The organism is Vibrio inusitatus (assembly GCA_024346935.1).
GTDB lineage: Bacteria > Pseudomonadota > Gammaproteobacteria > Enterobacterales > Vibrionaceae > Vibrio > Vibrio inusitatus.
Genome location: AP024878.1, coordinates 1,568,351 through 1,583,100 on the forward strand (window position 1 = coordinate 1,568,351; position 14,750 = coordinate 1,583,100).

General features: G+C 38.6%; 12 protein-coding genes. 4 read left to right on the forward strand and 8 right to left on the reverse strand.

Annotated features, from left to right (window positions below):
• The first annotated feature begins 206 nt into the window (after window positions 1-206).
• Window positions 207-1,061: a MurR/RpiR family transcriptional regulator gene (locus OCU48_RS07220; RefSeq protein ID WP_141345329.1), complete on the forward strand. Its 855-nt coding sequence runs from the start codon at window positions 207-209 to the stop codon at window positions 1,059-1,061.
• A 137-nt stretch (window positions 1,062-1,198) separates the two neighbouring features.
• Here OCU48_RS07220 and OCU48_RS07225 read toward each other — a convergent pair whose 3' ends face one another.
• Window positions 1,199-2,401 carry an iron-containing alcohol dehydrogenase gene (locus OCU48_RS07225; RefSeq protein ID WP_141345330.1) on the reverse strand — a complete coding sequence of 401 codons (1,203 nt, stop codon included), beginning with the start codon at window positions 2,399-2,401 and terminating at the stop codon, window positions 1,199-1,201.
• Between the two features lie 266 nt (window positions 2,402-2,667).
• Between OCU48_RS07225 and OCU48_RS07230 the strand changes: the two genes are divergently transcribed.
• Entirely contained in the window at window positions 2,668-2,931 is a 264-nt protein-coding gene (locus OCU48_RS07230; protein ID WP_141345331.1) for a GrxA family glutaredoxin, read from the forward strand.
• A gap of 277 nt (window positions 2,932-3,208) precedes the next feature.
• On the opposite strand, the gene OCU48_RS07235 is transcribed toward OCU48_RS07230, so the two are convergent.
• From OCU48_RS07235 to OCU48_RS07245, 3 genes are all read right to left on the reverse strand, one after another.
• On the reverse strand, window positions 3,209-3,568 hold the full coding sequence (locus OCU48_RS07235) for an HPF/RaiA family ribosome-associated protein (protein WP_141345332.1): 360 nt from the start codon (window positions 3,566-3,568) through the stop codon (window positions 3,209-3,211).
• 89 nt (window positions 3,569-3,657) lie between these two features.
• Window positions 3,658-4,980, reverse strand: coding sequence for an outer membrane channel protein TolC (tolC, locus tag OCU48_RS07240; RefSeq protein ID WP_141345333.1), 1,323 nt, complete (start codon window positions 4,978-4,980; stop codon window positions 3,658-3,660).
• A gap of 20 nt (window positions 4,981-5,000) precedes the next feature.
• Window positions 5,001-5,492, reverse strand: coding sequence for a sigma factor-like helix-turn-helix DNA-binding protein (locus tag OCU48_RS07245; RefSeq protein ID WP_141345334.1), 492 nt, complete (start codon window positions 5,490-5,492; stop codon window positions 5,001-5,003).
• Between the two features lie 289 nt (window positions 5,493-5,781).
• Between OCU48_RS07245 and OCU48_RS07250 the strand changes: the two genes are divergently transcribed.
• Window positions 5,782-6,186 (forward strand): glycine zipper family protein, encoded by a 405-nt coding sequence (locus OCU48_RS07250; protein ID WP_141345335.1) that lies wholly within the window; start codon window positions 5,782-5,784, stop codon window positions 6,184-6,186.
• A 1,059-nt stretch (window positions 6,187-7,245) separates the two neighbouring features.
• Here OCU48_RS07250 and pdxY read toward each other — a convergent pair.
• From pdxY to OCU48_RS07270, 4 genes are all read right to left on the reverse strand, one after another.
• Window positions 7,246-8,103 (reverse strand): pyridoxal kinase PdxY, encoded by an 858-nt coding sequence (gene pdxY / locus OCU48_RS07255; protein ID WP_141345336.1) that lies wholly within the window; start codon window positions 8,101-8,103, stop codon window positions 7,246-7,248.
• Between the two features lie 27 nt (window positions 8,104-8,130).
• A complete protein-coding gene (locus OCU48_RS07260) occupies window positions 8,131-9,141 on the reverse strand; it encodes a phospholipase A (protein WP_141345337.1) in 1,011 nt (336 codons plus the stop codon).
• 478 nt (window positions 9,142-9,619) lie between these two features.
• Window positions 9,620-11,431 carry an FUSC family protein gene (locus OCU48_RS07265; RefSeq protein WP_244312289.1) on the reverse strand — a complete coding sequence of 604 codons (1,812 nt, stop codon included), beginning with the start codon at window positions 11,429-11,431 and terminating at the stop codon, window positions 9,620-9,622.
• A 5-nt stretch (window positions 11,432-11,436) separates the two neighbouring features.
• Window positions 11,437-12,288, reverse strand: a complete 852-nt coding sequence (locus OCU48_RS07270; protein ID WP_141345339.1) for an efflux RND transporter periplasmic adaptor subunit — start codon at window positions 12,286-12,288, stop codon at window positions 11,437-11,439.
• Window positions 12,289-13,219: 931 nt separating this feature from the next.
• Here OCU48_RS07270 and gad point away from each other — a divergent pair.
• Window positions 13,220-14,605, forward strand: a complete 1,386-nt coding sequence (gad, locus tag OCU48_RS07275) for a glutamate decarboxylase (protein ID WP_141345341.1) — start codon at window positions 13,220-13,222, stop codon at window positions 14,603-14,605.
• Window positions 14,606-14,750: the final 145 nt, after the last annotated feature.

Genomic DNA, 14,750 nt, shown 5'->3' on the forward strand with positions numbered 1-14,750 from the left:
AATATTGGGTCATTTAGTGGCTAATTAAGAGTAATTTACCGCTTCAAGTTTGAAGTTTGTCATATTCTAACGCATTATTTGTCATTAAATTTCGGTTTTGTTACACCGCTAGAACATAACGGTATATACTGATTTCATTCGTTTTTTCGCGCCCGTCGTCCTCATTATTGAGTTCACGTAGTCAAATTATTCAATAAGCCAACTTCATGAATACTTTAGAAAAAGTACAAAAAAATTTAGAGAACTTCAGTAAGTCAGAAAGAAAAGTTGCTGAAGTAATAATGGCTAATCCCCAAACAGCAATTCACTCTAGTATCGCAACTCTAGCCAAACTGGCTGATGTCAGCGAACCAACAGTGAACCGCTTTTGCCGTCGCTTAGACACTAAGGGTTTTCCTGATTTTAAATTGCACTTGGCGCAAAGCTTAGCGAATGGCACTCCATACGTTAGCCGAAACGTTGAAGAAACGGATGGGCCTGACGCTTACACCCATAAAATATTTGAATCTACAATGGCGTGTCTTGATGTCGCCAAAAACAGTTTAGATGCACAACAAGTTAATCGAGCTGTTGATCTGCTTACTCAAGCAAAACGCATCTCCTTCTACGGACAAGGCGCATCTTCTGCGGTAGCAAAAGACGCTCAAAATAAATTCATTCGCTTCAACATCCCAATCACTTGCTTTGACGATCCTGTTATGCAGCGCATGAACTGTATCAATAGTACTGATAATGACGTGGTAGTATTGATTTCGCACACAGGTAGAACCAAAAGCCTAATTGAAATCGCACACCTAGCCCGCGACAACGGTGCAACGGTTATAGCGATAACGTCAAAAAACTCTCCGTTGGATAAAGCTGCATCACTGACGATCACTCTCGATATATCAGAAGATACCGATGTATACATGCCAATGGCGAGTCGTGTCGTGCAGATGACGATTATTGATGTACTGGCCACCGGGTTTACATTGCGACGCGGCAGCGGTTTTAGAGACAACCTAAAACGCGTAAAAGAATCATTGCGAGAATCGCGTTTCGGTAAAGACGAACAATTTTAGTACCTTAATAAAAAGAAAAAATGCACGATTTATCGCGCATTTTTTTTATTCCGAATACTTCTACCAATCGTAGTAAATAGTGAGTTAAACACTTAGTAGCTGCGCTATTTCTAACCATTGACTTACAGTCGTTGATATTAGGCCATTTCAGGTAAATCGTCGCCCTGCTCTCTTCTATTCTGTCTGTGGTCACAGGCACATACTTGGTTTAAAACCTCAACCAATCTATCCTGAGTTAATGGCAATGGGTTACCCTTAATTGCCACCGATTTCAACGCATCTGCAGCAATTGAATCAAACGAAACATCGCATATTCCATAATGAGATAAGGTAGGTAACTCGAGCTTATCGAGCATAGTATTTACCCAATGTATACCATCATCGATGTGTGCATCATCATTCTCAGTAACAAACTGAGCTATCTTTCGATAACGAGTCAAAAGGTCGTTTCGTCCACTTTGTTTAGCTGCTCTCATATTCTCATTCATTACAAAAGGAGCAAGTCTGGCCGTTATTACACTGTGTGGCGCTCTGATCTTGCCACCTAAAGCAGAGGCCAAGCCATGTGCCGCTCCCAATTTTGCATTGGTAATGGCCATTCCACCTAACATAGCAGCAAACGAGAGATCCGAGCGTGCTCTTGGGTTATCTTGACGGCATCCTGCAATGATAGAGCGAGCTAAACGCCTTAGACCTTCTTCACAAATCATATCAGTTAAAGGGTTAGGCTCCCCACAAACATACGCTTCCATCAGATGGGTAAATGCATCCATAGCGCCTCGCCCAGAAGTCTGAGCATCAGTGCCATAGGTTAATGTAGGATCCACAATGGCTACGTTAGGTAGCATTTCTGGGCTGCGAAGACTGACTTTAACCTTGTCTTGCCCCGACTTTAGCACTGCGTTTTTTGTGACTTCGGCCCCTGTACTTGCCGTCGTTGGAATAGCAATCATAGGAAGAGGAGCCGCTTTGATCGGAACATTTCTTCCAACTACTTCAACATAGTCATACAGGTCACCATTATTGGTCACCATTGCCGCTAACGCTTTCCCCATATCAATAACGCTTCCTCCCCCAATAGCCACCACCATGTCGGGTTTAAAGCGGCGCGCAACAACAGCTGACTCCTCAACCATGGTAATGTTGGGTTCATTGGTCACTGATATGTGTTGATAGCGCATTGACTGACTTTTGAGATAACGAGTAATCACCTGCGAGCGACTAAGATCCTTCCCTGTTACAAGCAAAACACTATAGCCAAATTGATTAAGGATTGAGAGCGATGATTGAAGGGCTCCTTCGCCGAATACGATCCTTGATGTAGTCATGAACTGAAACATAGAAACATCCTCTGTTAGTCTCTGGGGTAAACATTAGCATGCACCCTATTTGGTACTAATTTATTGATTTACTTCAATCAATTTTTTCAAAAGACCTACAAACAGTTTACATTACCTATCAGATCACACTTAGTTTTACCTCTAGTTTTGATTAATCAGTCACCACTTAGTTTTGATAGGTGTTCCCTATCACAGTAACAGGTAATTTATTCTTTATTTCATTGAGGGGTTAAGGCATAGTTTCAGCAACGAAAAAGGAGAATTTTATGTTTGTAGTTATTTTTGGTCGCCCAGGTTGCCCATTCTGCGTTCGCGCAAAAGACATTGCTGAAGAGCTCAAAGAGAAGCGTGAAGATTTTAATTATCGTTACGTTGATATTCATGCAGAAGGCATTTCAAAGGCTGACCTAGAGAAGACTGTTGGTAAACCTGTCGACACAGTGCCTCAGATCTTTATCGACCAAGACCACGTTGGCGGATGCACAGAGTTTGAAGCTTACGCGAAAGAAAACCTGGATCTTTACGCCTAATTTTATTGCCCACACTCTAAACTTAGGATGTGAGTAATTTAGATATAAAAACCCTCAGTCTAGGCGAGGGTTTTTTTATGCCATAACAATAACTCGGAGCCGACTCACTCACACTCCAAACACAACCAAAACCAAAACCATAGAAAACACTCCCGAGACACTGCCAACACAACTTGCATTAAATGACTTTAAATGACTTTAAATGACTTTAAATGACTTTGAATGACTTTGAATGCACAAATAATGAACTTTTTTGTTAGGTGCAACGCCTTATTGACTATAACTTTACGTTTCTACCTGCGTTGAAATTGAACACATCGCAAAGTTGCATAAATTTAAGTTTTAGAAAACGCTTTACCCCTAGAAAATCTTGATACTTCATCATTTTTACTTGAAGAGAAAGAAATGCATTATCAATGGCCGTTTCTATGTCCTGATCAGAGTCACATACATAAAAGGTTTGTTCGTCCAAAAACAATTTGAGTTTCACTTCATAGTCTTGGAAATTTTGGTTAAATTTTACATCGCATCGCAGCAACAGTATGTTCAAGTCGAATTGATGAACGCTCATGTACCCTTCTTCAATCATACGTTTTGTTTCTGGTGTAATTTCAAGGTTGTGAGTTGTAATTTGCATAATGATCTCTTTAGATAGCTATATTAGATTTTTGTGATTCAGTGCTGCCCAATGATACGAACAGCGCTGCTTTCAATGAAAAACCTGAATTACTGATTGGCGATTAATCCAGCATCAACATCAAAGATGTCTTGTTCGCTTAACGTTCCTAACGCTTGCTTCAACTGAACCTGTGACAATATGTATTGATAACGCGCGTCTGATAGATTTTTTTCGGCTTGATATACATTTTGTGTACTCTCTAGCACATCCACCATAGTGCGAGTTCCTACATTGAAACCTTCCTCTGTCGCATCCAACGCAGACTTTGCGGACACAAGAGATTGTTTGTATGCTTTGATTGAGCCAATAGATGAATGAATATTGTTGTTGTAAGCACGAACATTCTTTTGCACATCACGAAAAGTTTCTTCCAACTGCTGCCCTGCAACAATGTATTGATACTCAGCTTGTTTTCCTTCTGATGTCACACGTCCACCAGAGTAAACAGGTAGCGCAATGGTCACACCAAGATTAAATAGATTCTCATCATCATCCATTCTTTTACCAGTAGCAGGATCGTTAGGTTCATCGTAATTCTTTAGATAGCTATAACCCGATGTAAGAGAAATCGTCGGTAAATGCCCCGAATTAGCTAATGATATTTGCTCTTTGGCAATATCTTTTTGAATTCTTCCAGCTAATAGCTGCAAGTTCTCATTTATCGCTTGTTCTACCAATTGATTAGCTGACACATAAGGTTCCGACGTAGAAAATCGTTTTGTATCTAAACGTGCGAGGTCTGATACTTCTTGTCCTGTAATGGCTCTAAGTTCTTCATACTCATTTTCAACAGAGTTTATGGCTTGTATCTCTTGTGCGACTACGCTGTCGTATTGAGCTTTAGCGTCTTGAACGTCAGTAATAGGCGCTGTACCCACTTCAAATCGTTGTTCAGTTTGGTTAAGTTGCTTTTTAACCGCTTTCTTTTCTGCTTGTATAAAGCTGAGATCATCTTCTGCTCTGAGAACATTAAAATATGCTTCAGTAACGCTATATATCACCGCCTGTTGGGTAACAGCGAAGTTTGCATCAACTTGACGAGCGTTTTTTTCTGCGATCGTCAAAGATATCCAACTGCTTCGATCATAAATAGATTGAGATAGCCCTAAGGTCACATTAGTCGTACTACCATCGCTTGTATGACGATCACTATCTTCATAAGCATATCCAGCAGTCAAATCGAGGATTGGTAGCAAACTACTTCTTGTTGAATTGATTGCTTCAAAGGCTGAATCTCTTTGCGCTGCTGCTTCTAATAGTTGTGGATCATTCTTTTTTGCAAGGCCATACACTTCACTTAGTGAATCAGCCATTACAGAACCACTAATTGATAACAAAAGCAGTGGTGTCATTGTCAGTACATTTTTCATTTTATAACTCTGTATTAATTTTAAATGACATTCGCAGCTGGGATATGCCCCAGTAGAGACTTTAATTTTTTTAATGTCGATGCTTCTATTTGATATATATAATCAACAGAGAGCTTATGTTTATCTGAAAGTTCTTTAATTGTTTTCTTTTCGTGAGTGAGCCAACGATTAAATATAATATCTTGACTGATTACATCGAGTTTCTTAAGTGCTGATTTTAATTCTAGTGAGACAAAGTCCCTCCAGTTACCCTCTTCGTGACTATCGGTAAAGTCATCTTTATAGGACTCAAGAGCGCTATCCTCTATATATTCACTCGTTACATGTTCATCTTCATATCGATTAGAAAACAATTCATTACTTTCTTTATCAAAGTAATTATTATCAAAACATTGGTTACTTAAATAGAAGTCTTCTTCATTAGTTAGTGATTCACGTTGATTAACAGCGCCAACGTAATATGAAAGACTGTCAAAGACTTCTGTTTTATATAAAGACATTGAGGCTGACATGGATTCTCCAATTAGTGTCATTGATTAACTGGAGTGAATTTTATGGCATTCGTTAAACTTTGTTATCAGAAATCGATTATACTGTTCTATTTTTTATATAATGCATAAAAATCAATAACTTACCTATCAGTTTTATGTTTTATTTATCTTGTGAGAGATGGCTATCATCTGAGGGTTTATATTTCATTTATCCGATCTCATTAGTTTTATACAAGCATTATTTACTTTTTAGTATCTTATAAAAAAAAGAAGTTATCTTAGTTTCAACAATAAATAGACAGGTATTAAAATGAAAAAGATTACATCTACAATATTACTTAGCATTGTAATTTCACCATTCGCAATGAGCCAGAACTTAATTGTCGATACTAAAGGTTTAGATCAAGAGAAATACAGTGCTGATATGTATCAGTGCGAACAACTCAGTGATCAGGTTCAAATGCAGACCACTCAAGGCACAGGGCGCACCGCTGTTCGACATATGGGTAGAGCTGCAGTGCTAGGAGCGGGAGCATCTGCTATTGCGGGTGGTTCTGGAACTAAAGGAGCAGAGATTGGTGCAGGCGTAGGCTTAGTCACCGGGGTGCTTGGCAGTTCGGCCGAGAAGCAACAAGTAGCGGCTAATTATAACGGTGAAAAAGATAAAGTAATGCGTAATTGTATGACAGAGAGAGGTTATACAATTTTAAACTAGTTCACTAACGCCAGTACTTACTAAAATGGCTACGTTAAAAACATTAAAAAGGGCTCTGAATCATAACTTCAGAGCCCTTTTTACGTTTAAATGTATCGTTACTTTAATCATTTCAGTCATAATCAATATTTAAAAATCGCATTATATCAACAAGAATTAAGTATATATGCCATTACTCATTCTTCACCCTATCTGCTAATAATACAAATTTTCTCTGTCCGAATATTACAATGGCTCAGTATCAAGCTCCTTGTTGTTAAAATTAGTCAGCATTGAATGTCGACTAAACTGACTGAATTCAACCACAATATTAAAGGCATTCATAAATAAGACCTCTCTAATCTCTCTGTAGAAAGCATTTACCCACTTCGATGATTAAGCAGATGGGTCTTTGATACTGTTGGCATTAATGGTTGTATTTATGGTGAGTAGGTAGTCGCAAAATTACCACAAAAAGGACAGCGAGCTATCTTTAGTACCAGAGTATCTCAATGCAAGTTAGTTCATTGGGCATAAACAATGCCCCCTCTTTAACCGACTCAGTATCCAGGAGGCTATTATCGAAGAGCACTGACAAATGCATTGGCTAACCGAACACTAGGATACATGGGCATAGCATCGACATTGAATTTGTAGAAGCAGTAAACTTTGTATGAATTTGCGAGTGAAGTAAGAATGGCTAGGACACGTAATTCCAATACTATCCCTTAATTGAACATGTTAATGGGGTAGCTCAATCATTCTGGACTATTCGATAGGTATTTTAAGTAGATTTAAGTAGATTTAAGTAGGGTTAGGCGGTCACTCACTAAGGTGAAATGCAATGAAAGCCCGGTCATGACAAACTAAGTCATCTAACCAAATATGAATATGTAGCGATAGTTGAACAAGAGAAGATGTCTAGGTAATCAGATCTGTATTTAGTTAAAAATAGGGACATTCAATAGTTAAAGAATGATGCTATTTACTAGAAAAAACTATGCCAGCATCGTGATACTGGCAATAATTATAGCTAGGCTAATGTTTGATTAGTCTTGTACTTAAATGAAAAATAGATCCTTACGCGACTTTCGTCACCGCATAACAAGAGGTTGGTTCAACAAATTCATTCTGAGCTTTAATCGTTTGCAATTCCCACGAATTTTGGTCTTGCGTTACTTTTAGAACGCCATAAGCCGCATTGTGAGCATGAGCAAAAGCATTTTGAGCGGTCATGCCATTAACCAAACCTGCAGTAAATAATCCAGAGATCAGATCTCCCACTCCTACAGGTTGTTTATCAAACTTAAGATGAGGTCGCTGAGCTAAGTAAACGCCCTCTTCTGTAGCAAGCATCATTGAGAAACAGTCATCAGACAAGGAGTGAAGATGTTTTACCAGGACCACTTTTGGGCCTTTGCTCAACGCTAAATTACATGCTTTTACTGCAGTTTCTAGTGAACTGATTGGCAACCCAGTAAATTGGGTTAGTTCAAATTGATTTGGTACGATAACATCTGCTATTGGCATTAAATGATTAACCAATTTATTGGTAACTTCTTCTGGTACGATACAGCCTTTCTCAGGATCGCCCATTACAGGGTCACAAACGTACAATGAATCCATATTCTGTTGCTTCATCTGCTTCACAGCATACGCCACTGAGTCACATTGAGTACTGCTACCTTGGTAACCAGACACCAGCGCATCACAATGTTTGAGCTGATCAATATTATTCAGACCTGCGATAAGGTCAGTGATATCTGATGAATCAAACACTCTACCAGTCCAACCTTGTTGATACTGCGTGTGATTAGAAAACTGCACAGTATGAATCGGCCATACTTCAACGCCCATTCTTTGCATTGGAAACACTGCAGAACTATTGCCTGCATGACCAAACACGACATGTGATTGAATAGAAATAATGTTTGCCATCTTAGTTGTTCTCCAAAATAAATTTATTTAAATAACATCTGTTAGTAGAATACCAACGCCAATTCGCTGATTGTTGTAGTCATAATCGATTAAGCTTTCACCGTAGCCGTGATAATACTGTACGTAACCTCTAACTCGAGGTAACAAAGGAAAACTAACACCGGCTTCAATGCCACCATATCCAGTATCGAAGTTATAACGACCCACACCACTAAATTCCAACACATTGTATTTGTATGCTGCGGTTAGCTCAAAGTGCCCCATGTAATCTGTAATATCTTTGTTATCACTTTCTTCGCCAATGCTGTGGTAAGGTTCTAGATAGACCGTAAAATCTTGTTCTTCGTATCCGATACCAGCAAATACTCGGTTCCAACTGCGGCTCAATTCATCCGTTCGACCATTAGATTCATGCTCAAAACCCACTCTTGTAAACCAAACTCCTTCACCAACATCAATAGGGAGCTGCGTTTCATAGAACACTTCAGGTCGATAGTTATTATCACGAAATGGTGACGATATATCCTTGGAGAAAGCCTGTAGGAAAGATTTCAGTGTAAAGCCAAAATATAATTCATCACTTTCATTAAAAATTCCTTCCGTCCAAATAGGCACTTTGAAGCTGATCTGAAACTTCATTTCCTGGTCTTTTAATCCATCAGCAGAATCACCAAAAATATCAGAAGAGAAAGGCTGCGTATTGACCTCATTCATTGAAGTAAATGGTAAAATGTAGTTCTGTCTGTACGGTGTTATTACAAAAGGGTTGTATTCAATTTCTTTTTCTAAAGAGTGCCTTGTTGTTGTCTTTTTCGCTGCCGTTTGTTTAGTCGTTTGTTCTTGTTGGCACAACTGCTTTATCTCTTCTACATTGCCTTGGTTTGTATCCATATGAATATTACGGAGCAGACAATTATCAAATGTCGTCTCATAATTTGTTGCTTCTTCATTTGCCCATACTTGGCCAGCGCCCAGAGCAAGAACAAGAGCTAAGCCCTTAATATGCAAAGAAGAAGGTAAAGAGTGTGTAGTTTTCATATCGGATGCTCCGTTAAGTAAGAGTAAATTTCGATATGGATTATGCTCAATAATTCTCATTGATGAATAATCTAAAAAACAAACTTAGGTAATCATTAAATCTTTGATTTATTGGTTAAGAACACACTACAAAAAACGATAAAATAAATATAAAAACACATATATAACAATTAGTTAAAGCAATTTCAATCTTTCCATCAGAGCAAAATAAAATTTAGATTTTAGTATAGGTATGACATCTCACCATGAGCCACCTCCTAAAACACATTACCTATGACAAAGAAAGTGCGAAGCAGATCCCAAGTACCCTTCTATCCCATAAGCACCTTCATGTTGAAAAGTGCTTATGGTGAGAAGTATCTAATATTTTGCATATTAGCTAGGGCCTATTGAACTTTTGCGATTAAATTTTGTTTGACCAGAAGTCATTTAATTAAAACAAAACGCTTGCTGCCTAGCCATCTAAACAAAAGATGCTCTACGAAACTAGCAAATTTTTAATGTTAAACCAGTTGTAGTTTAACTTAGCACCACTCTTATACCTGGAGTCCATCAAGGCCATTAGTTCTTTATTCGTCTTAAGCGATTCTTCACCACTATCTAACGTTGAAAGCAATAACTCTCGCTCCTTACCATCTACTTTTTCCTCTTCTAGTAAACGAACTAGTGCCTTAGTGTACAAAAGAGTAAATACTGATTCTTTATCAGACTCATCAGTAAGGTATGAATAGGACGAGAGAACCAAATTATTCACGTTTATCTTTGCTTCCTCCTTCGGCGATTTGTTTTTTAATCGACTAATCAGTTGCATAAAACGCTTCTTCACCACCGCTGATGTCTTACGCGATGGGACAATTTGATAGCCTATCCACAATGCGAACAACCCGACTAGGTTGGCCACTAAGGTATTTAAAAAATGAGCAAAATCAAAGCTTGGAGATGCTCCCAATGGCACCATATTACTCCATGAAAACAACGACACCATCAGTACGATTTTCAGTAGTGACTTGCTCTGCCAAAACCAATAGGCCATAACATAATATCCGATGAAACCTATAGCAAATGTGAGTACTGGCGAGCCAATCGGCATGACAACAAAATTCACAAAGAATGCGAAAGCTCCCGCGACAAATTGCGCGTAAATATTAGGGCTAAATACCCCTTCTGCCCCTGGATTTGCTGCAAATACTGAAATCACCATACCAGCCATAATGATGGCACCCATACCATCGCTCCATTGGAGTTCAATCCACATAAACGAGAGCAAAAACAATGCGAGTGTCGCTCTAAACATATTATTTAGAACGAGGTAGCCATCAGTAAAGTGGTCAATATTATTTATGTATTTACGCTGACTATAATCAAACACAGTTTCCTTGTTATTGAAAGCGTCGAGATTTTTAGAAAACTCAAATGCTTTTTCGATTAAGAGTTCATATTCCGATAACTCAAAATGAGACACAAAGTCAGACGTATCATTAAGATTGAAACGCTGCCTTTTTAATTCTTGCCATGCATCCTGAGTCAAACCAAGCGCATCACCTAGTTTGCGAAGTTCAATCGCTTGAACCGCGAGATTGATACAATCGTAAAACGCAGAACGACGTTTATCTTTGTGTTCTTTACTGGCCGAGCTTCCATAGATTTCATCATCCACTGCAAGCCATTTCTTACTGACTAAACTCAGAAAGCCCCGCACCAGCTTAGTTACCTTTGATTCTTCGGCCACAAAAATGTCATCTATGAATTTTTGGGTTAATGACTTTATAAAACGAAGTTCTTTGGCATCATCAGCATATGGAATGATAAACCCTGCAATCATCGACATTAATATGCCAAATGAAATAGCTACACAACGTAGTTGGACATGATCAAATAAACTACTCATATTCGCATCTGTCGCTACAGGAAACCCCGCCAATGACAAGGTGATCCCAACAACAGCAAACATGTAGGAAATTCTACGGTGAAAATATGATGCAATACCTAAGCTAACAACAATCCCCAAGATGATGAATGAATTGTATAACCACGCATCAATAAGCGTGACACTAGCAACCAGCACAATATAGATGCCACCGACAATAGTGCCAGTGAATCGCGCTAACGATTTTTTAAAACTAGCTCCGCTACTTCCCGTAATCTGAATAATCGCGGCCGTCATCATCGCCGTGCCTGTAGATCGAGAATCCATGAGTAGAGACAAGGTCCAAGTGAGCAATAATGCCAGTGCTAACCGAAGAGCAAATGTTGCCGATTCAGGGTTAGTCCATTGTCGAAGCCAGGACATCAGCATTATTCTATGTCCACAGAAACAGTGGTACCCGCAATCAGTCTTTTATTGCTGATGACTTCTTTTGGAATACTGATTCGGACTGGAACTCGTTGCGCTAATCGAACCCATGGAACCGTAGGGTCAACGTCTGAAATCAAGCCCGAATTATCGGCACTTTGATCGGTAATCGCTCGACCTACACCTTCCACTGTTCCTTTGAACTGACTGTCAGATGTAAATGTATGAACAACAGCAGTGGCGCCTTTTTTAATACCTTCTATTTTCGCTTCAGTAAAATAGGCCAACACATAGTAAGTATCACTTTCTACCAATGCCACGAAAGTTTCACCTTCATTAATGTAGTTACCCTCTCTTTGTTTGAGGTTTGTAACATAGCCATCTTTGGGTGCAAAAACCTTAGTCCTACTCAGATCCAATTCAGCTCTTGCCAATTTCGCTTTACTTTGTTCGTATTCTGCTTTGTTTGCTTCCATTTGCAGTTGCTCGCCTACTACTTGCTCTTGAGAAATGAGCTTTCGTGGAAGCAGCTTTGAATCTCGTCTGTAGACACTTTTCGACTGCTTTAATTCTGCCTCTGCTTTCATCATTTCAAATTTAGCTTGGGACAGATCATTCTTGTAATCAGCTTCATCAATGACAAAGAGCAAATCACCCTCTTTGACATACTGGTTATCTTGGACATTAATAGACACAATCTCACCTGAAACCTTTGGGGATATCTCTGCAATCTCAACATGTATCTTGGCATCACGAGTCCAAAGAGACTCTGTATAGGCTAGCCACGATGAATAACAAGTAGCACCTGCACCCACAACTAATACCGCAGGTAATAAAACTCTAGAAAACTTCATATTAACTCACTTGTAATAATTATATTTAAATATCAAATCGTACTATTAAGTACGAGCACAGAACCGATCATTGCAGGAAATAAAGTTAACGTGACAAAAAATTGCATTGTTAACATTAAGTTTTTTATCATTTCAACCACTAATCTGCAGTAATAATAACTGTCCTGTGATTAATAAAACTAAACATAACTGGCATAAAGAAGGGTTAACAACGTTTAATTTTATAAGAATATCTCTTGTTACGTACTTTATGGTAAACAAAAGAAATAGACCAAAGATCACATTAACCATAAAAGCTGGTATGTAAATATGTCCAAATAATAAGTAGTCTTGCATTACTACACCTTTCATTAAGTTCAATAGGGACTTAAAGTTAGAAACCACATATTAATGACTAGAACCATACTTGCTATGAATCTTGTGATTATGTAACTCAACATTTGACGTAATATTATTCAATTAATTAGATAAAGTACTTAAGCATCAATAATAAAACCATAAATTCAACATAACAAAATGATTCAACTCATTGATATTTAATGGTTTATTTTTGATTTACCATAAAAGCCGTATTGATGAACAAAAGAAAAAAATCTCGTGTTCATAGCCAAATAACTGGTTTTTCTGTCTTTACCTATAGTTGGAAATGGTTTTTCACATAGGAATTATCTAATTATTGACGTGAAAAATTGAAAGTTAACCGATCTCATCGAAAAAAATATCTCAAATTGTTTTCTTATGATGAATAACATAATAATAATTTAAATAAACTATTCATCTAATTTCTTAAATGATGTTTTTATTAGCACTTTTTTATTAGGTGTTTATGTTTTAGTAACGTGAATCATCAATAATTCATCTCGTCCTAACCGAGACAGGTTAAACAAATTAATCATTACTTGTCTCATTACTTAAACTAGCGGAGCTTAGAATGCTACTTAACGAAAAGAAAAACCAAGCGACTGATGATGTATTTGCAGATGTATTACTAGATTCTTCTGTTGATAACAATACATTTCCTAGTAATGAATCAAATCCTGAAGCTGCTTATCAATTAGTTTCTGATGAATTAATCCTAGATGGTAATTCTCGTCAGAATTTAGCGACTTTTTGTCAAACTTGGGTAGATGGCAATATTCATAAAATCATGGATGAGTGCATCGACAAAAACATGATTGATAAAGATGAATACCCACAAACTGCTGAAATTGAAAATCGTTGTGTACGCATGCTAGCCGACCTTTGGAACTCTCCAGACGCTGAAAACACAATGGGCTGTTCAACTACAGGCTCTAGTGAAGCAGCAATGCTTGGTGGTATGGCAATGAAATGGCGCTGGCGTGAAAAGCGTCGCAAAGAAGGTAAGTCTACAGATAGACCAAACCTTATTTGTGGTCCTGTTCAAGTGTGCTGGCACAAGTTTGCTAAATACTGGGATGTAGAACTTCGTGAGATCCCTATGGAAGGTGATCGTTTGCTTATGACTCCCGAAGAAGTACTAGCTCGTGTTGACGAAAACACTATTGGTGTCGTTCCAACTCTAGGCGTAACTTTTACCTGTCAATACGAACCAGTAAAAGCAATTGCTGATGCACTAGACAAGCTAGAAGCTGAAACTGGTCTTGACGTTCCTATGCACGTTGATGGCGCAAGCGGCGCATTCATCGCACCTTTCTGTGACCCAGAGCTAGAATGGGATTTCCGTATTCCACGCGTTAAGTCAATCAACGCATCTGGTCACAAATACGGTCTAGCACCTCTTGGTGTGGGTTGGGTTGTATTCCGTGAAGCAAGTGACCTACCAGAAGATCTTATCTTCCGTGTGAACTACCTAGGTGGTGATATGCCTACGTTTGCACTTAACTTCTCTCGCCCAGGTGGTCAGATTGTAGCGCAGTACTACAACTTCCTACGCCTTGGTAAAGAAGGTTACAAACGCATTCATGATGCTTGTTATCACTCAGCACAATACCTATCAGACGAAGTCGCTAAGTTAGGTCTATTTGACATTATCTATGACGGCCGTGGTGGTATTCCAGCAATGAGCTTTAGCTTGAAAAAAGACGTAGATGCGGGCTTTAACTTATTTGACCTTAGTGACGCAATTCGCGCTCGTGGATGGCAGATCGCTGCATACTCTATGCCTTCTAACCGCGAAGACTTAGTCATCATGCGAATCCTAATTCGTCACGGCGTAAGTCACGACATGGTAGATCTTCTAATTCAAGACTTGAAACGCACTATTGAGAAGTTTGAAAAGTTCCCAATCGTTAACTCAGTTGACGAAGAGAGCTCAAGCACTTTCAACCACTCATAATCAAAAATAACAAGCGGGGCTAGTTTGCTAGCCCCATAACTCATAAACATTTAGCACATCAAATATTGGCTCTACAGCAACTAATTCAGTTCGGTCATTGCTTGATTTGCAGTTAAACATTTATCCAATCAGAGGTTAAAATGGC